Origin of the sequence: Novosphingobium endophyticum, from assembly GCF_014640675.1 — a bacterium.
Classification (GTDB): domain Bacteria; phylum Pseudomonadota; class Alphaproteobacteria; order Sphingomonadales; family Sphingomonadaceae; genus Novosphingobium; species Novosphingobium endophyticum.
Genome location: NZ_BMHK01000002.1, coordinates 28,078 through 47,121 on the forward strand (window position 1 = coordinate 28,078; position 19,044 = coordinate 47,121).

A 19,044-nucleotide genomic window follows, 5' to 3' on the forward strand; every position below is an offset into this window, starting at 1 on the left:
GGGCGCGAAGCCAGGAACCGGATGAACGATACCTCGCCCCCGAAGCTGCTTCTCGTCGATGACGAAGCGGCCCTGCGCGAACCCCTGGCCGAGTACCTCTCGCGCCAGGGGTTCGCCGTGACTCAGGCGACCAGCGCGGCCGAGGCTCGCAGCCGCCTGCGCGAGGATAAGCCCGACCTCGTTCTGCTCGACATCATGATGCCGGGCGAAGACGGCCTTTCGCTGTGCCGCCATCTGGTCGAGACGCAGGATCTGCCGGTCATCTTCCTCACCGCCCGCGGCGAGGCAACCGACCGCATCGTCGGCCTCGAGATCGGCGCCGACGACTATGTGGTCAAACCCTTCGAACCTCGCGAACTGGTGGCGCGGATCCGCAGCGTGCTGCGGCGCTCCGCACGCGCGCCCGCCGTGCCCACCGAGAACGAGGCCCTGATGTTCGAAGGCTGGCGGCTCGACCCGCTCAAGCGGCGGCTGATCGATCCCGAAGGCGCCGTCGTCGCCATTTCGTCGGTTGAGTTCCGCCTGCTCATGGCCTTTCTGGAACATCCCCGGCAGGTGCTCGACCGCGACCGCCTGCTGGACATGGTGCAGGGGCGCGAGGCGCACCTGTTCGACCGCGCGGTCGACAACCAGGTCAGCCGCCTGCGCCGCAAGATCGAGGCCGACAGCCGCAATCCGCAGCTGATCCAGACCGTGTGGGGCGGCGGCTACATGCTGGCCACCGACGTCAGACGCGCGCCGCTCGACGCCGAATGAGGATTCCGCGTCCCCGCAGTCTGATGGGCCAGATGCTGCTCGCGGTGGCAGCGGCGCTGTTGCTGGTGCAGGGACTGGGCGCGGTGCTCATCTACCGGGCGCAGCGCGAAAGCTACGAAGTCGGCATGCTCAATGCCGCCGCCTTCCGGCTGATCGCCGAGACGCGCGGACCCGGCTGGTACTCCCGGCGCCTGCGTAGGCCGGACGTGCCGTTCGGCGGGATTCCGCCGCGCGGTTTCGACGTGGAATACAGCGCCGCCGCCCCCATCGCGGCCAGCGAAGCGCGGGACAGCCGGGCGGAAAGGAAACTGGCGCAGATTCTCAATGACCAGAATTTCCCCAAGGCCGAACTCGCCGTCGTTCATCGTTCGGTCGGCGCCGATCCCGTGGCGCGGGCGGCCACCCTCGCGCGGTCCCGCCATCATCGCTGGGCGCAGGGCAAGACGCGGGACGTGATGGACAATCACCTGCTAGTGGTCGCCGTGCGACCGTTGCAGCAGGAGACCTGGATGGTCGCCCGCGTGCGTACGCCGCGCGCGGTGAACATCCTGGTGACGCCGCTCATTCTCCAGACGCTGGTGATCTATATCGTTCTGGTCGGCGCGGTCGCCCTGATCCTGCGCCGGATCACCCGCCCGCTCGCCGCCCTCACCAACCGGGTCGAGCGATTCGCGGTCAGGCAGGACGCGGACGGCCAGCTCGCGCCGTCCGGCCCCGACGACATGCGCCGCCTGATCGTGGCGCACAACGCGATGGAAGGCCGAATCGCCGCCATGCTCGATGAGAAGGACGTCATGCTCGGCGCCATCGGCCACGATCTCAAGACCCCGCTCGCGGCGCTGCGCGTGCGCATCGAGTCGGTGCAGGACGAAAGCGAGCGCGCGCGCATGGCCGCGACCATCGAAGACATCGTGCGCACCCTCGACGACATCCTGTCGCTGGCGCGCGTCGGCCGGCCCGGCGATCCGCTGGAGCGAACCGAACTGTCCGCGCTGGTCGCCTCGGTGGTCGAGGAATACGAGGACATGGGCGAGGCGGTCGAACTCGGCGAAAGCGAGCGGATCGTCCTCGAACTGCGCCCGACCTGGCTGCGCCGCGCCTTGCGCAACCTGATCGGCAACGCCTTGCGCTATGGCCAGCGAGCCAGGGTTTCGCTGCGGCACGAGGGCAGCCGTGCCATCGTCCTCATCGACGACGACGGCCCCGGCATTCCCGAGGACGAGATCGAGGCGATGACGAACCCCTTCACGCGCGGCGACCCGTCGCGCAACACGGCGACCGGTGGCGCCGGGCTGGGACTCGCGCTGGCCCGCGCGATCGCCGATCAGCACGGCGGGGCGCTCAGGCTCTCGAACCGCCTTTCCGGGGACGGGAAGACAGTAGGCCTGACCGCGCGCCTGGAGATTCCGATCACCTGATCCCGACGCGGGACGAAAACCGCGATCGGCCGCGCGGCCCCGGCGCTATCGCATCAGGCCACCGATCAGATTGCGCGCGAAGCGGCCTATCCCCGGTACGCCGATAGCCCTGCCCAGCGTATCGCCGATGGTTCCCGCCGCAGCGCTTGCCGCCGAGGCGCCGGGATTGGCGCGGCTTTTCCTGCCCTTGAGCGTCTGGGCGAGGATCGAACCCGCGCTCGCCGCGGCAGCGCCCGCCGCCGCCTTGGCGACCCTGCTGCCGACCCCGTCCCACAGGCTCGGGTGCCTGCGTTCGCGCTTGCGGACCTGCTCTTCACCCTTCTCGTCCACTTCCTCCGCCGTGGCGGCGGCATCGGCGGCCTTGGCGGCAAGCACTTCCCCGGCGCTTTCGCGGTCGATGCGGGCATCGTACTTGCCTTCGCAGGGGCTGATCGACTGGATGATCGCGCGTTCCTTTTCCGTCACCGGCCCCAGCCGCGAGCGCGGCGGCGCGATCAGCGTGCGCTGTACCACCGTGGGCGCGCCATCCCCGTCAAGCGTGGACACCAGCGCCTCGCCGACCCTGAGTTCGGTGATCGCCGCCTCGACATCGAGATCGGGATTGATCCGGAATGTCTCTGCCGCCGCCTTGATCGCCCTCTTGTCGCGCGGCGTGAAGGCCCGCAGCGCGTGCTGGACGCGGTTGCCGAGCTGGCCGGCGATCTCCTCGGGAATGTCGATCGGGTTCTGGGTGACGAAATAGACGCCCACGCCCTTCGAGCGGATCAGGCGCACGACCTGCTCGACGGAGTCCGGCAGCGCCTTGGGCGCATCGTCAAACAGCAGGTGCGCCTCATCGAAGAAGAACACCAGCTTCGGCTTTTCGGGATCGCCCACTTCGGGCAAGGCCTCGAACAGCTCGGAAAGCAGCCAGAGCAGGAACGTGGCGTAGAGCTTCGGGCTGCGCATCAGCCTGTCGGCGGCGAGCACGTTGATGAAGCCGCGCCCCTGATCGTCGCACCTGATGAAGTCCTGGATTTCCAGCGCCGGCTCGCCGAAGAAGCGCGCGCCGCCCTGGCTGTCGAGCATCAGCAACTGCCGCTGGATGGCGCCAACGCTGGCCCTTGTGACATTGCCGTACTTCGCGGACAGTTCCGAGGCGTTCTCGGCGGTGAAGGCGAGCATCGCCTGCAGGTCTTCCAGATCGAGCAGCAGCATTCCCTGTTCGTCGGCAAAGCGGAAGACGATGTTGAGCACGCCTTCCTGCGTCTCGTTGAGGTCCATCAGCCGCGACAGCAGCAGCGGCCCCATTTCCGAGATGGTCGTGCGAACAGGATGGCCCTGCTCGCCGTAGATGTCCCAGAAGACAGCGGGATTGTCGGAATAGGCGTAGTCGGCCAGGCCGATTTCCCTCGCCCGGCCCTCCAGCTTGTCGGCATGCTTGAATTGCGGACTGCCGGCCATCGAGATGCCGGAAAGATCGCCCTTCACGTCGGCGAGGAAAACGGGCACGCCCGCGGCGGAGAACTGTTCGGCGATGGTCTGGAGCGTCACGGTCTTGCCGGTGCCGGTGGCTCCCGCGATGAGCCCGTGCCGGTTGGCCCGGCCCAGCCGCAGTTCCTGCCCGTTGCCGTCCGCCCCCAGCCCCAGAAAAATGTCGCGCATTACCGGTTCAACGCCCCCATTTCCGCAGCCGTTCCGTCAATGATAGAACCGCATGCGCACAAGCGCGAGAGGGATTTTGCCAGCCGCCGATTGCGCGGCTAAAGGCGGGGGCGAAACGCACGCCATGCCAGAACCTTTTGTCCTTCTCGACGATGCCCGCGCGACCGGGGCAGCCGATGCCCGGCTCTACCGTAGCCCGGTGGAGACCGTCGTCGCCCTGCTCGCCGAAGACGTCGCTCCCGCGCTGGAGAGGATCGAAGCCTTGCACGAGGCGGGCTGGCACCTTGCCGGTTATATCGCCTACGAAGCCGGTCTCGCGCTCGAACCCCGGCTTCGGGATCTCCTGCCGGAAAGGGCGGGCGCGGCCGGGCCGCTCGTGTGGTTCGGCGTCTTCGCGGGCCACGAGACGATTCGCGCCGGCGACGTCCCCTCATGGCTGGCCGATGCCGCGACCGGCGGCGATGCCGCGATCGGGCCGCTCGAACCGCAGGTTTCCCTTGGACGCTACGGGCAGACCTTCGACCTGCTGCGCGATGCGATCACGGCGGGAGACATCTATCAGGCCAATCTCACTTTCCCGCTGGCAGGGCCGTGGCGCGGCGATCCGCTGGCGCTCTACGCGGCGATCCGCCCCTCGGCCGCGGCGGGCTACGGCGGCGTCATCCATGACGGGAGCTACTGGATGCTGAGCTTCTCACCCGAGATGTTCTTCGCGCTCCATGGCCGCTCGGTGCGGGTGAAGCCGATGAAGGGCACCCGGCCGCGCGGCCGCGACAAGGACGAGGACGGGCACCTGCGCGAGGAACTGGCGGCTTCGGTCAAGGACCGCGCCGAAAACCTGATGATCCTCGACCTCATGCGCAACGACCTGTCACGCGTGGCGGAGGCGGGCTCGGTCAGGGTGGAGGATCCCTTCACGATCGAAAGCTACCCCACGGTTCACCAGATGGTCTCGACCGTCCGCGCGACGCTCGCGCCGGGCCGGGGCGCGGTCGACCTGCTGCGGGCGCTGTTCCCCTGCGGTTCGATCACCGGCGCGCCCAAGATTCGCGCGATGGAACTGATCGCCGAGGTCGAAGGCCATTCGCGCGGTCCCTATTGCGGCTCGATCGGCCACATCGAACCCTCTGGCGATGCCGCCTTTAATGTGGCAATCCGCACCCTGCGCCTGACGCCCGGCGAAAACGGCGGGGGACGGGCGGTGCTGGGGGTCGGATCGGCCATCGTCGCCGATTCGCAAGCGCTTCCCGAATGGCGGGAGTGCCTGATCAAAGGGGGTTTCGTGCGAGAGTCGGAAACGCGACCATCGGGGGTTGCACCCTCGCCCGCGAGTTTCGATCTGATCGAGACCATGCGCTTCACGCCCGAAGAAGGCGTTCCCCTGCTCGAACTGCATCTGGAGCGGATCAAGACGAGCGCAAGCGAACTCGGCTTCTCTTTCGATCGCCACGCCGTGCGCAATGCCATCCAGGCGCTGTGCTTCGATGCCGACCGTCGTGCGAAACTGCGCCTCGTCGCCGCGCGCAGCGGCGCCTATGCGCTCGAACTGGCGGACATGGCCGAGAGCCTTCCCGAACCGGCAACCGTCGCCGTGCTGCGCCTGCCCGTGGACAGCGGCGACTGGCGGCTGCGCCACAAGACCAGCGACAGGGGCTTCTACGAGGCCGGTCTTGCCGCCGCCCGGCAGGCCGGGGCGCACGAGGCGATTTTCCTGCGTGACGACGGGCTCGTCACCGAAGGCACTTTCACCAACATTTTCGTCGAGCGTGACGGAAAGGTGCTGACGCCGCCGGCCAGCCTGGGCCTGCTGCCGGGCGTCCTGCGCCGTTCGCTCATCGACCAGGGGCGCGCGATCGAAGCCGAGCTTACGCTGTCCGACCTCGCGGACGGGTTTTACATCGGCAACGCCCTGCGCCGCCTCATTCCGGCAAGACTGCTCACCTGATGCACACTTCGACCGCCCTTTCCCGCATCACGCCTTCACAAACGACGGCGATGACCGACCGCGCCACCCGGCTTCGCGAGCAGGGCGTGGACGTGATCTCGCTTTCGGTGGGCGAACCCGATTTCGCGACGCCGCCGCATGTTGTCGAGGCCGCCAAGGCCGCGCTGGACAACGGCGAGACGAAGTACACGCCGGTCGGCGGCACCTCGCGCCTCAAACAGGCCGCCGCGCTGCATTTCGCGCGCGATCTCGGTATCGAGGTGCCCGTCTCGCAGGTCACCGTCAGCGCGGGCGGCAAGCAGGCGATCTTCCACGCCCTGCTCGCCACCATCAGCGAAGGCGATGAAGTGATCGTGCCCGCGCCCTGGTGGGTGAGCTATCCCGAAATCGTCCGCTTCGCCGGCGGCAAGGTCGTCCCGCTGATGACCGCGGCCAAGGACAATTTCCGCTTCACTGCCGCCGACCTCGAGGCGCAGATCGGGCCGCGCACGCAGTGGCTGCTGCTCAACAGCCCGGGCAATCCCACCGGCGCCTGCTATCCCGCCGAGATGCTGGAAAGCATAGGCGAGGCCCTGCGCCACCATCCGCGCATCATGGTGCTCTCCGACGACATCTACGCGCCACTGAACTACACCGGTCAGCCGCACGCGACGCTCGCCAACCTCTGCCCGGACCTCGCCGACCGCATCCTCACTGTCTCGGGCGTGTCCAAGAGCCATGCGATGACGGGCTTCCGGATCGGCGTCGCCGCCGGGCCGGAGTGGCTGATCCGCGCGATGGAAAAGCTGCAGTCCCATTCCTCGGGCAACCCCTGCTCGATCAGCCAGGCCGCCGCCGTCGCCGCTTTCGAAGGGCCGGAGGATTTCCTGACCGAGTGGCGCGAACGCTTCCGCACGCGGCGCGACATGGTGGTGGGCGCGATCAACGCCGTCCCGGGCCTGTCGACACCATCGCCGGATGGGGCATTCTACTGCATGGTCGATGCCGCGCCGCTGATGGCGCGCTTCGGCGACGACATGAAGCTGGCGCTGCACCTGCTCGACAACGGCGTGGCGATCGTCCCGGCTTCCGCCTTCGGCGGACGCGGCGGCTTTCGCATCAGCTTCGCCGCCGACGAGGCCCGGCTGGAGGAAGCCTGCCGCCGTATTGCCGGGGCGGTGGCGTGATGCCATCACCGTCATCCCGGGCTTGACCCGGGACCGCGGGCAGTCTTTAGGCGCAACTGCGCGCGCAGGCGCCCCGCCATGCGGCTCGTAAACACTGCCAGCGGTCCCGGCATTCGCCGGGATGACGAAAGCGATAACACATGAAACCGGAAATACTCTTCGAGGACGCCGAGGCGCTGGTCGTCGACAAGCCGGCGGGCCTGCCGCTGGACCGTCCGCGCGCGGGCGGAGAGAGCCTTGAAGATCACATCGAAACGCTGAAACTCGGCTTCCAGCGCGCGCCCGTGCCGGTCCACCGGCTCGACCGCGATACGTCCGGCTGCCTGCTGCTGGCGCGCAACCCCAAGGCGCTCAAGCGTTTCGCCGCCGCCTTCGAGGAGCGTCTGGTCGAGAAACGCTATCTCGGCATTGTCGCGGGCGAGCTGGCGGAGGCGGAAGGCACGATCACCCTCGCCCTCACCAAGGTCAGCACCGCGAAGGACGGCTGGCGCATGATTCCGGCGCGCAAGGGCAAGCCCGCCGTGACGCACTGGCGCAGGCTCGACACGCGCGGCGGTCTGCCGCTGGTGGAGTTCCGGCCGGAGACCGGCCGTACCCACCAGATCCGCGTCCACGCCGCATCGGGGCTGGGCATGCCGCTGCTGGGCGATCCGGTCTATGGTTCGGGCAATGGCGCGGCCCGCACGATGCTGCATGCCGCCGGCCTCACCGTGCCGCGCGGCGAGAAGCCGCCGATCATCGCCGCAAGTCCGCTGCCGGCGGACTTCGCCGTACTGGGGTTCAGCGATGGTTGATGAGGTCGTCGAGCGCGCCCATGCCCTCGCGACCGAGACCTTCATCGCCTCGGCCGGGCCCGGCGGGCAGAACGTCAACAAGGTGGCGACGGCGGTGCAGCTGCGGCTCGACATCTACGCCCTGTGCCTGCCACCTCCCGTGTTCAAGCGGCTCAAGGAACTCGCCGGCAGCCGCATGACGGCCAAGGGCGAACTCGTGCTCACCGCGCGCCGGTTCCGCACCCAGGAGGCCAACCGCGCCGATGCCCGCGAAAGGCTCGCGCAGCTGCTGCGCGAAGCCCACAAGCTGCCCGAAAAGCGCGCGAAGAGCCGCCTCAACCGCATCGGCAAGGAGCAGCGCCTGAAAGGCAAGAAGCTGCGCGGAGCGGTCAAGGCCGGGCGCGGCAAGGTCGGTTTCGATTAGGCTGCGGGGATAAATTCCGGGCCCTTCAGGATGAGCGAAGGCGGGTGATGGGCGGCGCGATCGGGGAGGTTTGGCCGACGATCCGGCAGACAAGCGCGCCCCTGCGGCGGCCAAGGGTGTCGATACCGTTGGAGGCGCCTGCCGGGACGTCCGGCCCCATGGCGATGCGGATCGTACCGTCAGCCTCGGGAACAGCGTTGCGGTCGTGAACGCCGGGGGTGACGAGGTGCTCGTACCAGTAGTTGTAGGCATGGAGCGACCAATAGCCCGGCAGGCCCGCGGGCAGGACTATCTCCAGCCATTCGCCCTTGGCGAGGTCGAAGCCCCCAAGAAAGTACTGCGTCTCGACATCGCCGATCACGGTCGCGGCCAGCGCATCGGGCGCTTCCGCCAGGGCGTTCGGCAAGTCTCGAGCGGCAGCCACCCAATTCATGTATTCGGCGATATTGGCGCGCACGGTGCCGGCGACGAATCCCAGGGCACGTTCGCTGCTGCCGGTGACGAGGGTGGGTCCTCGCGGCGGTGCGCCGCCGGAGAGATCGAGATGCGCGGGCTCGGAACCATCGCGGTGCAGTACCCTGACCATCAGGACACGCGCGCCTGAAGGTATGGCGAGCGTGTCCGGCCCAGCCGCATCGGCGGCAATATCGAGCGCAAACCCGCCGTCCGGGCCGCAGTTCGTGTGATCGAAGGCCTTGTACGCGGCAATCAGCGGCGCCCCGTTGCGTCCGATCGTGTAAAGGCCGACGCCTACCCGCTCCGAGCCATTGAGCCGGCCTTGGAGCCGGTAGCGGCCAGCCGCATCGATCGCGGCATGGCGCATGATATAATCGGGGTTCGGTCCGCCGTGGACGGGTAGCGCCATGGTCAGCCCGCTCTGCGCGAGACGGTGGCCCATGAAGGCCGTGCCCAGCGCGGCCGTGACGACGCGGATCACATAGGCTTCGCCTTCCGCCGCGATTGCCGGTTCCGGCGCCTCGGCGGCGACCAGGGCGCGGGCTTCGGCTATCGCTGCCTCGAGAATCTCCCAGCCACCGGTCATGCGGATGCGCCGATGCGCCCGAGGCCTTCGCTTTCGGTGGGGATGGCAAAACGCCGGACATAGGGCGCGAAACGTTCCCGCACCGCCTCGGCGTCCAGCCCGTACTGGTCGAGCGAATAATCGTTCGTACCGCGCGCGTTCTTCGGATTGGCCGCGTGCCAGTCGCCGACGGCCTGCGCGACTTCACCGGGCGTCTCGATGCCGAGCCCGGCGTGAATGCGCCGCATCTGGCCCACCGGGTCACCGACAAGGGCATAATAGTCGACATGGACCACGCGCCCGCCGAGCGGTCCCGCATCGAAATCCATGATGCGGTCGATATGGCGATGAATGAAATGCAGCATGTCGCGTCCGACCTCGTGCCGGTCGACCGGCGTGGCCGCGCACATGCCGCGCAGGTTCCAGGTCATCTTGGAGATCGAAGCGAGCACCTGCACCGGATCGCGATGGGTCATCACGAAACGAGCGTCGGGATGGACTTCGAGGATCTCGTTCATCGCGATGACGTGGTTGGGATACTTGAGCGCCCACGGTTTGCGCGCGGACCGCCACTGCAGGCACTGCAACTGGCGTTTGTGGACGCGATAGGTCTGAACAAGGTCGAGCCCGTCGAGCAACCAGTCGAAGTATTGCGGCACCCGATAGAGGTTGTGCAGCCCCGCCGCGCCCCAGCTCTGCTGGAGGAAAGCGTGGCATTCATCCGAGCCGTCCTCGTCGTAGAGGTGAAGCGCCTCGAACCCTTCGAAATGGCCCCGTTTCCGCTGCAACTCCCTCCATTCCGCGCGGCGCTTCCCGACCGAGGCGGAATCGAATCCCGGCGGGGGCGAGGGCATGCTCGATTCCCAGGTCCGTATGAGGCGGAAACGACTGTCGCGGTCGAACAGGTACTGCAGGTATGTCGTGCCCGAGCGCGGCAGGCCCATCAGGAACACCGGCGCCTCGATCGGCTCTTCACCGATCTCCGGATAATCCCGCAGCCATTTCAGGCTTTCCAGCCGGTTGGTCGCGTCCATGAGCATTGCGGCGCGAACCCTCGCTTCCCCTGCCTCGGACACGGGGAAGGTCTCGTTCAAGGCCTTGATCAGTCGCTCGAGATTGCCGGCGACACCGGGATCGCTGTCGGCAATGCCGGTCTTCTCTTCCGCTTCGGCGATGATCGCTGCTGCATCGAGCATGTCTCTCTCCCGTTATTCGCGCCACGCGGCTGCGGGCAGCCGGCTTGATTCGGTCACTATATTCTGTAATATTCGGTAAATGCCGAATATGTCAAACCGCGCCCTGACCGCCGAGCAACGCCGCTTCGTCGATGACATGGCGGTCCTACTGGCGCCGTGGGGTCTGCAGCCGGGCACGGCCAGACTTTACGCCTACCTGTTGCTCTGCGACGAACCGGCAACACTGGACACCATCGCCGCCGCGCTCGGCATGGCCAAGAGCAGCGCCAGCGTGGCGGCCCGCTTGCTCGAACAGTTCGGTCTTGCCCGCCGCCATGGCGAGCCGGGGACCAAGCGCGTGCGGTATGGCGCGTCCAACTCCTATTCCGGATTCCTCGCAGCACAGGCGCGTCTGCTCGATGACATCGGTCGGCTGGCGGAGTCCCGCGCTCACCACGTGACCAGTGGCGAGACGCTGCGGCGACTGCGCTACCTGGCCTCGTTCCACCGCAAGATGGCGGCAACCATTACCGGACGGATCGAGGAACTGTCCGATGAATTCCTTCGTCGTGGACCGGATGAGGATCTGCGAACTGCGGGTGACAGCGTCACCGTGAACGCGCCGCGTTAAGCTCGGCGAGGCGGCCGGCCACGCGCGGTTCGTCGAGCATGTCGCCGAGCGGCCGGGGAAGGCGGCGGCGCCAGTTGGGATGCTCGCGGATGGTGCCGGGCAGGTTCGGCTGCTCTTCCAGCCCCAGCAGGTCCTCCAGCGGAACGATCGCCAGCGGGGAATCGCTTGCCGCCACGTGGGCGATGGCGGCATCGACCACGGGCGGCGTTTCGTCAGGGGCGGGACGCGGCTGGTCGTGCCCGATTGCGGACCACAGGCGGTCGCGCTCGTGCTCGCGCGCGTCCTCGTCGGCCTGCCTGCTCCCGGTGTCGGAGGCGCGGCCGAGCCGCCAGCCCCAGTCGATGTCGCGCCCGCGCCACCACCCGGCGACGGTCGGGGTGTCGTGCGTCCCCGTCATGGCGATGCTCGTCACGGCGTATTCATCCGGCGCGCGGAAGCGTCCGTCATAGTGACGTTCGAACCAGAGGACGCCCATGCCGAGGATCGCCCTGTGCGATATCGCCTCGCGAAAGCCGGATGGCATGGTGCCGAGGTCCTCGGCGATGACGAGGGCGCGCTCGCGATGCGATTCCAGCGCGAGCAGGCGGAGAAGATCGTCGAAGGGATAGGCGAGGTAGGCGCCCTCTATCGCACTGGCCCCCTGCGGGATCACCCAGAGCCGGCGCAGGCCGAAAGCGTGATCGATGCGCAGCCCGCCACACGATCCCAGCGCCGTCCGGACCATTTCCAGCCAGGGGCGAAAGGCGCTCTCGCGCAACCCGCGAGGCGAAAAGGTCGTGAGGCCCCAGTCCTGCCCGTCAGGCCCCAGCGGGTCGGGCGGCGCACCGATGGAGAGGCCTTTGAGCAGCGTATCGCCCATGCTCCAGCTGTCGCTGCCGCCCCCCTCGACGCCCACCGCGAGATCGGCGATGGTCCCCAGCGCCATGCCCGCGGCGCGCGCGCGGGACTGCACGCGCTCCAGCCCCTGCCGCGCCAGCCACTGCGCGAAGATCTGGAAGTCGACGGCCTCCGCGTTCTCTTCCGAGAAGGCCCGCGCGGCGGGGCCTGCGGGATCGTGAAACGCAGCGGGCCAGTCCTGCCATGCTCTGGCGCCCTGGCCGGCGAAATGCACGTAGAGCGCGTCGAACAGGGCGTGGCGGCGCAGCGCCTCTCCGCGCGCCGAGGCCCAGGCATCGATGCCGTCGCGCTTCCGCCGGTCGAGACCCCGGAAGGCCTGCACGAGCGCCCTGGACTGCGCGGGGACCGCCGCTGCCCAGTCGATCAGCGCCGGTTCGGGCGCCGCCGGCAGCGAGGCAAGCCCCAGCAATTCGGGATCGGCCAGCGCGGTATTGAAGAACTGGCGGCTGGAAGGACCATAAGGGCTGTAGCGGTCGCCGGCGCCCGGATAGAGCGCATGGACCGGACTGATCGCAATCGCATTGGCGCCTTCGCGCGCGAACCGTTCCGCCGTGCGCGCGAGGTGGCCGAGATTGCCGAACGCCCGGCCCCGCGAATCGCGCAGGGCGGGTATCTGGACCGCCGGACCCCACATGCGTTTGCGCGATACGGCTTCGATGGGAAGGCAGGTGGGGGGAGCGACGGCAAGCGCGATTTCGTGCGGGCCGGCATGCAGGGTGTAGTAGCCCGGCTCGCTCACCAGCTGCATCGTTGGGTCTTCGACCGCGAGGCTTCGTTCTGTGCCGTCCTCGGCAACCAGATGGACCCTGCCGGCGGCGGCGAGGGCCGGGGGCAGATCGAGCGCGGCACCCGCGTCCACGGAGAGAAAGGCGGGGGGCGCGTGCTTCTCCTCGGCCAGCCGTGCCAGGCTCCGGGTGACATCCATCTCGCTGCCCGCCGGATAGCCCAGGGCTTCGAGTATTCGCCCGAGCGACTCGTCGGAGACCCGATGCGGCTGGTGCCGGGCATCCACCCAGTCGATGGCAAGCCCGGCGGCTTCCGCGAGTTCGTGAAGTCTCATGCCTCTTTCACTCTCCCTTCAGGCCGGGGCGCCAGCGGTTCGTGTATCGGCCTACGCGCGCATCTAGCATCAAAGCGGCCGCTGCTGACCATCCCGGGAACGGAAAGCCACAAGAAACGGCCGTACCGGCCTCGCGCGGGCGCCATCTACCCTCGACCGGACTCTCCAGGATGGATATACCTTGGATCAGCAGGTCTGATGGAGGCTTACTAATTTCGTGAAGCAATGCCGCCGCGATTGACACATTGAAATCGGTACGGGCACACAACATGCCCCCGGTCACGGGGGGTTCGCATGATAAACGGGGAAAAGCATGGCCGATCCGGAAACGACAAACGCCGCCGGGCTGATGAACAGCCGATGGCTGAAGGTCAATCCACCGGTGTTTTTCGTGTCAGCGGTGCTTGTCGTTGCCTTTTCCGTGTTCGGCGCGCTGTTCCCTGTTCAGGCTGGGCGCGCCTTCAGCCTTGTCCAGGCCACGATCGTGGAGGATTTCGGCTGGTTCTACATCGGAGTCGTGGCAGGTTTTCTCATATTCGTGCTGTTTCTCATGTGCAGCAGGTATGGGGACGTGAAGCTGGGGCCGGACGAGAGCGAGCCCGATTACAGCTATCTCTCCTGGTTCGCGATGCTGTTCAGCGCCGGGATGGGGATCGGCCTGATCTTCTTCGGAGTGGCCGAGCCGATCCAGCACTTTACCAAGCCTCCGCTGGGCGAGGGAGGAACCGTCGAGGCGGCGAGCCATGCCATGGTGCTGACCTTCTTTCACTGGGGGCTCCACGCCTGGGCCATCTACATCGTCGTCGGCCTCGCGCTGGCCTATTTCTCGTTCAGGCGCGGCCTGCCGCTCACCGTTCGCTCGGCGCTCTACCCGCTGATCGGCAAGCGGATCTACGGACCGATCGGCCATGCGATCGACATTTTCGCCGTACTGGGCACCATGTTCGGCGTGGCGACCTCGCTCGGCCTGGGCGTGCTTCAGGTCAACGCGGGCTTTAACTACCTCTTCGGCCTGCCGCTCGAGATAGGCGCGCAACTCGTGCTGATAACGGTGATTACCGGCCTCGCCACGCTGTCGGTGGTGCTGGGGCTGGATCGCGGCATCAAGCGACTTTCCGAACTCAACATCATCCTCGCCGTGTCGCTGCTCCTGTTCGTCCTCTTCGCGGGTTCGACGGTGTTCCTGCTCCAGGCGTTCATGCAGAACCTGGGCGCCTATCTGGGCGCCGTGGTTCCGCGTACATTCCGCATGTACGCTTATGCGCCCAACCCCTGGCTGGCGGACTGGACGCTGTTCTATTGGGGGTGGTGGATCGCGTGGTCGCCCTTCGTTGGCATGTTCATCGCGCGCATCTCGCGGGGGCGGACGATACGGGAATTCGTGGTGGGCGTGCTGATGGTGCCGGTTCTTTTCACGTTTCTCTGGATGACCGTATTCGGCAACACGGCCATTGCCCTCGACCTTTCGGGAGCGGCGCCGATCGCGCAAACCGTCGCCAACAACATGCCGGTCGCGCTGTTCGAGACATTAGCCGCATTGCCATACCCCGCGATCAGTTCGGGGATCGCGACCCTTCTCATCATCACGTTTTTCGTGACATCGGCGGATTCGGGCGCGCTGGTCGTCGACACCATTACCAGCGGCGGCGGCGAAAGCCCGGTGTGGCAGCGCGTCTTCTGGGCGGTCGGCGCCGGCGTCGTCGCCGCCGTGCTGCTCGTGGCCGGCGGGCTCGCGGCGCTACAGACCGCGGCAATCGCCAGCGCGCTGCCTTTCGCGATCGTGATGGTGTTCATGTGTTACGGCCTGCTGCGCGCGCTGCGCATGGAAGGCGCGGGCACGGCGATCGATCTTTCGATAGCCGAAGACGCCGTTGCCGAAGTCGGTATGAAATGGCAGCAGCGCCTGACCGGCATCGTGCGCCATTACGGGCAGAGCGAAATCGCCAGTTTTCTCGATGGCACGGCACGCCCCGCACTGGAAGCGGTCGCGAGCCAGTTGCAGAAGAGCGGCCTCACCCCGGTCGTCGTGCGAAACGAAGACTCGGTCGACCTGACGGTTCCGCACGGAGAACTGGGCATGTTCCAATATTCCGTTCGGGCAAAGGCCATCAATGCGCCCAGCTTCGCCTGGGCAGAGCAGCGAAAGACGCAGCCCAGTACCCGCAAACACTTCCGGGCGATCGCGCGATCGTCCGAGGGCGATCAGCCGCACGATGTCACCGGCCTGGGCCAGGAGCAGGTTATCAACGACCTGCTGAATCGCTACGCACACTTCCGTCACGCCAGGCACCTGGGATAGGGCTGACGTCGGGCGCTAGGTCTCGATGTCAAACCACTCGATCAGCGGCTCTACCCAGGGCAGCGCTTCGATGAGCGGTGGAAACGTCTGTTCGCGCAGGACGTCCTGCGCGAGCTGGGCGGTGAGCGCCGGCAGATCACCCATTTCGCCGGAACGCGCCACGACCTCTATCCGGCGGGAAAAACCACCCTTCGACAGCGGTGCCACGCGCATCTTGCTCAGGAGTCCGGGCTGCGCCGCCAGGCACAGCAACGAACTGATGCTCCAGCCCATGCCGAGCGCCACCGTCGTGACCTGCTGGTGCGTGATATCCACTTCGATCACGTTGGGCAGACGCAGCTTCATGCGCGTCAATTGCTGCTCGATCCGCTGCCCCGTGCCGCAATCGAGCGCATAGCGCACGAACGGCAGGTCGCTGTTCACCTCGGCGGGCTCGATGGACCCATCGTAATCGCCGGGGAAGATCAGCAGGAACGGATCCTGGACGATCCCGTGATGGTCGAGCCCTTCGACCCGCTCGAGCATGTTGCTGCCCGTCAGCAGCATGTCGAACTTGCGCGCGAGAAATTCGGCGTGCTGGTTGATCGAGATGCCCGAGCGCATCCTCCATCTGTTCGCTCGCGCGCCGAACCGCTGCAGCAGGGGGGCGGTCATCTGCGTTGCCAGGCTTTCCGACATACCCACCGTGACCATGTCGATCGGCAGATCGGCACCTTCGCGCACTTCATCGAACGTGGCCCTGGCGGCCACAAGCAGACGCCGTCCACGTTCGAAAAGCGCCCGGCCGGCCGGGCTCAGGCCCAACGGACGCAACCGGCGGTCGAACAGCGCGGTTCCCACGCCCTGTTCCAGGCGCGCGATGGTCTGCGAAACGGCGGACTGTGTCACTTGCAGCCGGTTGGCGCATTGCGTCATCCCGCCCAGTTCGACGGTCATCACGAAAACCTCGAGCGCGTGAAGATCGAATTCCGCAGGCAGCCGCATCACGTGCCCCACAATCAAACAGCCTAAGCCCTCTTATTATAGATTTTTATAAGGGCGCAAAGTCATTCCCATTCACTCAAGGGAAAAAGTATATCCCCGGGACTGCAAGCGAGGAGTTTTGGTTCATGGCGTTGATAAAGCCCGATTTTGTTCTGCTGCTGTCATGCGTGGATCGCAAGGGCCTCGTCGCGGCGATCGCGAATTCCATCGCCAGCCAGGACTGCAACATCGTCCAGAACTCGCAGTTCGGCGATGCGGCGACGGGCCGTTTCTTCATGCGAATTTCCTTCGCGGCGCCCGACGATGTGACCGTCGAAAGTTTCAGCGAAGCCTTCATGCCAGTGGCCACCGCATACAACCTTGACTGGAAGGTTCATGACCTCAAGGTCAAGCAACGCGCCATCATCATGGTCAGCAAGGGCGGTCACTGCCTGAACGATCTGCTCTACCGCACCGCGACGAGCTATCTGCCGATGACGGTGACGAGCATCGTTTCCAATCACCTGACCTGGAAGCGCCGGGCCGATCACGAGGATATCCCGTACTATCACCTGCCGGTCACGCCCGATACCAAGGCGGAACAGGAGGCGCGCCTGCTCGAACTCATCGACGAGCAGAAAGCCGACCTGGTCATTCTCGCCCGCTACATGCAGGTTCTCTCCGACGATCTGTGCCGGAAGCTCGAAGGCCGCGCGATCAACATCCACCACAGTTTCCTGCCCGGCTTCAAGGGCGCGCGCCCCTATCACCGCGCCTACGACCGCGGCGTGAAGATGGTCGGTGCCACCGCGCACTACGTCACCGCCGATCTGGACGAAGGGCCGATCATCGCGCAGGATGTCTCGATCGTCGATCATGCCGACACCGTCGATGACCTGATCGCGCAGGGCCAGGAATCGGAAAGCCGCGTACTTACCCGGGCTGTCAAGGCGCACTGCGAGCATCGCGTCATGCTGAACAACTTGAGAACGGTGGTGTTCAAATGAGCGAAACGGCGCTCTTTGCCGACCTGGAAGCGCTCGACATCGGCTGGACGCTGCACGAGCATGCGCCGGTCTTCACTGTCGAGGAAAGCGCGCATCTGCACGAAACGATAGCCGGTGCGCATACCAAGAACCTGTTTCTCAAGGACGCGGGCAAGCAATTCTGGCTTGTCACCGTCCGCCATGACCTGCGCGTGGACCTCAAGGCGCTGGCCGGCGCGATCGGTGCCAGGAAGCTCAGCTTCGGCAAGGCCGAGGACATGGAAGCGCTGCTGCGCGTCGCGCCCGGCGCGGTTACCCCGCTGGCCGCGATCAACGATAACGAGGGAAAGGTGCAGGTGGTGCTGGACAGCGACCTGGCCCGGAACCCTTGCGTCAACGTCCACCCGCTTCGCAACACCGCGACGGTCGGCCTTTCCGGCGAGGCCCTGCAGCGCGCGCTCGGCCACTGGGGACACACGCCGATCATCGCCGAAATTCCGGAGCGGACGTGAGCGTCAGCCTGTTCGATCTTTTCAAGATCGGTGTCGGACCTTCCAGTTCGCACACGGTCGGCCCGATGGTCGCGGCGCGCCGCTTCTGCGAGCGTCTTGCCGAGCACCGGCTGCTTGACCGCACGGCCCGCGTCGCCGTCGATCTCTATGGCTCGCTCGCGCTGACCGGCAAGGGGCACGGTACCGATACCGCGATCATCCTGGGGCTGGCGGGCGAGCGGCCGGCCGACGTGGATGTGGATGCGGTGCCGGCCCTCGTCTCGGGAATCCGCGAAAGCAAGAGGGTCGCCCTGCTGGGCCGTCACGATACGGCCTTCGATCCGGAAATCGACATCCGGTTTCACCAGCGCGAGCGCCAGCCCTATCACAGCAATGCCATGGCCTTCACCGCTTACGATGCAGGCGGCGAACCGCTGGAGCGGCGCTTCTACTATTCGGTCGGCGGCGGCTTCATCCTCGACGAGGAAGAGGCGCAGCGCAACGCGCCCGATCCCGAAATCGAAGCCATACCCTATGACTTCACGTCCGGCGCCGAGCTGATGGAGATCGGCGAGGCAACCGGCCTTTCGATCGCCGACATCATGCTCGCCAACGAGTTGGCTTTGCGCGCGATCGAGGACGTGAACGCCGGGATGGATCTCATCGCCGAAACCATGTCCCGCTCGATCGACCGTGGCTGCGCCCAGGCCGGCGTCCTGCCGGGCGGCCTGCGCGTCAAGCGCCGCGCCCCGGCCCTCGCGGCCGAACTGGCGGCACGACAGCAACTGGCGCTGGCCGAACCGCTGGCAGTGCTCGACTGGATCAACCTGTGGGCCATGGCCGTGAACGAGGAGAACGCGGCGGGAGGCCGTGTCGTCACCGCCCCGACCAATGGCGCAGCCGGGATCATCCCGGCCGTGATGCGCTATCACGAACGCTGTTATCGCGGCGGCCCGGAAGCCCGCCGCACTTTCCTGCTGACGGCTGCGGCGATCGGCGTGCTTTACAAGCGGAATGCCTCGATCTCGGGGGCGGAAATGGGCTGTCAGGGCGAAGTCGGCGTCGCCTGCTCGATGGCGGCGGCGGGTCTGACGGCGGTGCTGGGCGGCACCAACAGCCAGATCGAGAATGCCGCCGAGATTGGGATGGAACACAACCTCGGCCTCACCTGCGATCCCGTGGGCGGGCTGGTGCAGGTGCCCTGCATCGAGCGCAACGCCATGGGCGCGGTCAAGGCCATCGACGCTTCGCGTCTGGCCATGCTGGGCGATGGCTCACACGTGGTCAGCCTCGACAAGGTGATCGAGACCATGCGCCAGACTGGCCTCGACATGCACGACAAGTACAAGGAAACCTCGCAGGGCGGCCTGGCCGTCAACGTGGTGGAGTGCTGAC

Annotated in this window: 16 protein-coding genes; 11 read left to right on the forward strand and 5 right to left on the reverse strand. The window is 66.7% G+C overall.

Annotation, left to right across the window (positions count from 1 at the left end):
* Positions 1-21 precede the first annotated feature (21 nt).
* Positions 22-756 (forward strand): response regulator, encoded by a 735-nt coding sequence (locus IEX32_RS01590; protein WP_188768142.1) that lies wholly within the window; start codon positions 22-24, stop codon positions 754-756.
* Positions 753-2,174 (forward strand): ATP-binding protein, encoded by a 1,422-nt coding sequence (locus IEX32_RS01595; RefSeq protein ID WP_188767643.1) that lies wholly within the window; start codon positions 753-755, stop codon positions 2,172-2,174. Before IEX32_RS01590 ends, IEX32_RS01595 begins: the two co-directional genes overlap by 4 nt.
* Positions 2,175-2,219: 45 nt before the next feature.
* On the opposite strand, the gene IEX32_RS01600 is transcribed toward IEX32_RS01595, so the two are convergent.
* Positions 2,220-3,818, reverse strand: coding sequence for a helicase HerA-like domain-containing protein (locus IEX32_RS01600; RefSeq protein WP_188767645.1), 1,599 nt, complete (start codon positions 3,816-3,818; stop codon positions 2,220-2,222).
* A 124-nt stretch (positions 3,819-3,942) separates the two neighbouring features.
* Here IEX32_RS01600 and pabB point away from each other — a divergent pair, with 124 nt between their 5' ends.
* The 4 genes from pabB (at position 3,943) to arfB (ending at position 8,126) form a co-directional block, all read left to right on the forward strand.
* Positions 3,943-5,763 (forward strand): aminodeoxychorismate synthase component I, encoded by a 1,821-nt coding sequence (gene pabB, locus IEX32_RS01605; RefSeq protein ID WP_188767647.1) that lies wholly within the window; start codon positions 3,943-3,945, stop codon positions 5,761-5,763.
* Positions 5,763-6,929, forward strand: a complete 1,167-nt coding sequence (locus IEX32_RS01610; protein ID WP_188767649.1) for a pyridoxal phosphate-dependent aminotransferase — start codon at positions 5,763-5,765, stop codon at positions 6,927-6,929. Before pabB ends, IEX32_RS01610 begins: the two co-directional genes overlap by 1 nt.
* Before the next feature lie 140 nt (positions 6,930-7,069).
* Positions 7,070-7,723 (forward strand): RluA family pseudouridine synthase, encoded by a 654-nt coding sequence (locus tag IEX32_RS01615; RefSeq protein WP_188767651.1) that lies wholly within the window; start codon positions 7,070-7,072, stop codon positions 7,721-7,723.
* Entirely contained in the window at positions 7,716-8,126 is a 411-nt protein-coding gene (gene arfB / locus IEX32_RS01620) for an alternative ribosome rescue aminoacyl-tRNA hydrolase ArfB (RefSeq protein WP_188767653.1), read from the forward strand. The genes IEX32_RS01615 and arfB overlap by 8 nt, the downstream gene beginning before the upstream one ends.
* Positions 8,127-8,151: 25 nt before the next feature.
* On the opposite strand, the gene IEX32_RS01625 is transcribed toward arfB, so the two are convergent.
* Together IEX32_RS01625 and IEX32_RS01630 are read right to left on the reverse strand one after the other, a co-directional pair.
* Complete coding sequence (locus IEX32_RS01625; protein WP_188767655.1) at positions 8,152-9,168, reverse strand: hypothetical protein; 1,017 nt, start codon at positions 9,166-9,168, stop codon at positions 8,152-8,154.
* A complete protein-coding gene (locus IEX32_RS01630) occupies positions 9,165-10,343 on the reverse strand; it encodes a sulfotransferase family protein (protein WP_188767656.1) in 1,179 nt (392 codons plus the stop codon). Before IEX32_RS01630 ends, IEX32_RS01625 begins: the two co-directional genes overlap by 4 nt.
* Positions 10,344-10,431: 88 nt before the next feature.
* Here IEX32_RS01630 and IEX32_RS01635 point away from each other — a divergent pair, with 88 nt between their 5' ends.
* Positions 10,432-10,953, forward strand: coding sequence for a GbsR/MarR family transcriptional regulator (locus IEX32_RS01635; protein WP_188767658.1), 522 nt, complete (start codon positions 10,432-10,434; stop codon positions 10,951-10,953).
* Here IEX32_RS01635 and malQ read toward each other — a convergent pair.
* A complete protein-coding gene (gene malQ, locus IEX32_RS01640; protein WP_188767660.1) occupies positions 10,931-12,910 on the reverse strand; it encodes a 4-alpha-glucanotransferase in 1,980 nt (659 codons plus the stop codon). The genes IEX32_RS01635 and malQ overlap by 23 nt on opposite strands.
* Before the next feature lie 313 nt (positions 12,911-13,223).
* On the opposite strand from malQ, the gene IEX32_RS01645 reads away from it, so the two are divergent.
* Positions 13,224-15,209 (forward strand): BCCT family transporter, encoded by a 1,986-nt coding sequence (locus IEX32_RS01645; protein ID WP_188767662.1) that lies wholly within the window; start codon positions 13,224-13,226, stop codon positions 15,207-15,209.
* A gap of 15 nt (positions 15,210-15,224) precedes the next feature.
* Here the strand turns inward: IEX32_RS01645 and IEX32_RS01650 are convergent, their stop codons facing one another.
* Entirely contained in the window at positions 15,225-16,193 is a 969-nt protein-coding gene (locus tag IEX32_RS01650; RefSeq protein WP_229735782.1) for a LysR family transcriptional regulator, read from the reverse strand.
* 125 nt (positions 16,194-16,318) lie between these two features.
* Here IEX32_RS01650 and purU point away from each other — a divergent pair, with 125 nt between their 5' ends.
* The 3 genes from purU to IEX32_RS01665 are packed head-to-tail and all read left to right on the forward strand — an operon-like array spanning position 16,319 to position 19,043.
* A complete protein-coding gene (purU, locus tag IEX32_RS01655; protein ID WP_188767667.1) occupies positions 16,319-17,179 on the forward strand; it encodes a formyltetrahydrofolate deformylase in 861 nt (286 codons plus the stop codon).
* A complete protein-coding gene (locus IEX32_RS01660) occupies positions 17,176-17,670 on the forward strand; it encodes a prolyl-tRNA synthetase associated domain-containing protein (RefSeq protein WP_188767670.1) in 495 nt (164 codons plus the stop codon). Before purU ends, IEX32_RS01660 begins: the two co-directional genes overlap by 4 nt.
* Entirely contained in the window at positions 17,667-19,043 is a 1,377-nt protein-coding gene (locus IEX32_RS01665) for an L-serine ammonia-lyase (RefSeq protein WP_188767679.1), read from the forward strand. Before IEX32_RS01660 ends, IEX32_RS01665 begins: the two co-directional genes overlap by 4 nt.
* Position 19,044: the final 1 nt, after the last annotated feature.

What these genes read in the sequence shown, in the direction of transcription:
- IEX32_RS01590 (WP_188768142.1), top strand. Translation starts at nt 22, where the DNA reads ATGAACGATACCTCGCCCCCGAAGCTGCTTCTCGTCGATGACGAAGCG.
- IEX32_RS01595 (WP_188767643.1), top strand. Translation starts at nt 753, where the DNA reads ATGAGGATTCCGCGTCCCCGCAGTCTGATGGGCCAGATGCTGCTCGCG.
- IEX32_RS01600 (WP_188767645.1), bottom strand. Translation starts at nt 3,818, where the DNA reads ATGCGCGACATTTTTCTGGGGCTGGGGGCGGACGGCAACGGGCAGGAA.
- pabB (WP_188767647.1), top strand. Translation starts at nt 3,943, where the DNA reads ATGCCAGAACCTTTTGTCCTTCTCGACGATGCCCGCGCGACCGGGGCA.
- IEX32_RS01610 (WP_188767649.1), top strand. Translation starts at nt 5,763, where the DNA reads ATGCACACTTCGACCGCCCTTTCCCGCATCACGCCTTCACAAACGACG.
- IEX32_RS01615 (WP_188767651.1), top strand. Translation starts at nt 7,070, where the DNA reads ATGAAACCGGAAATACTCTTCGAGGACGCCGAGGCGCTGGTCGTCGAC.
- arfB (WP_188767653.1), top strand. Translation starts at nt 7,716, where the DNA reads ATGGTTGATGAGGTCGTCGAGCGCGCCCATGCCCTCGCGACCGAGACC.
- IEX32_RS01625 (WP_188767655.1), bottom strand. Translation starts at nt 9,168, where the DNA reads ATGACCGGTGGCTGGGAGATTCTCGAGGCAGCGATAGCCGAAGCCCGC.
- IEX32_RS01630 (WP_188767656.1), bottom strand. Translation starts at nt 10,343, where the DNA reads ATGCTCGATGCAGCAGCGATCATCGCCGAAGCGGAAGAGAAGACCGGC.
- IEX32_RS01635 (WP_188767658.1), top strand. Translation starts at nt 10,432, where the DNA reads ATGTCAAACCGCGCCCTGACCGCCGAGCAACGCCGCTTCGTCGATGAC.
- malQ (WP_188767660.1), bottom strand. Translation starts at nt 12,910, where the DNA reads ATGAGACTTCACGAACTCGCGGAAGCCGCCGGGCTTGCCATCGACTGG.
- IEX32_RS01645 (WP_188767662.1), top strand. Translation starts at nt 13,224, where the DNA reads ATGGCCGATCCGGAAACGACAAACGCCGCCGGGCTGATGAACAGCCGA.
- IEX32_RS01650 (WP_229735782.1), bottom strand. Translation starts at nt 16,193, where the DNA reads ATGCGGCTGCCTGCGGAATTCGATCTTCACGCGCTCGAGGTTTTCGTG.
- purU (WP_188767667.1), top strand. Translation starts at nt 16,319, where the DNA reads ATGGCGTTGATAAAGCCCGATTTTGTTCTGCTGCTGTCATGCGTGGAT.
- IEX32_RS01660 (WP_188767670.1), top strand. Translation starts at nt 17,176, where the DNA reads ATGAGCGAAACGGCGCTCTTTGCCGACCTGGAAGCGCTCGACATCGGC.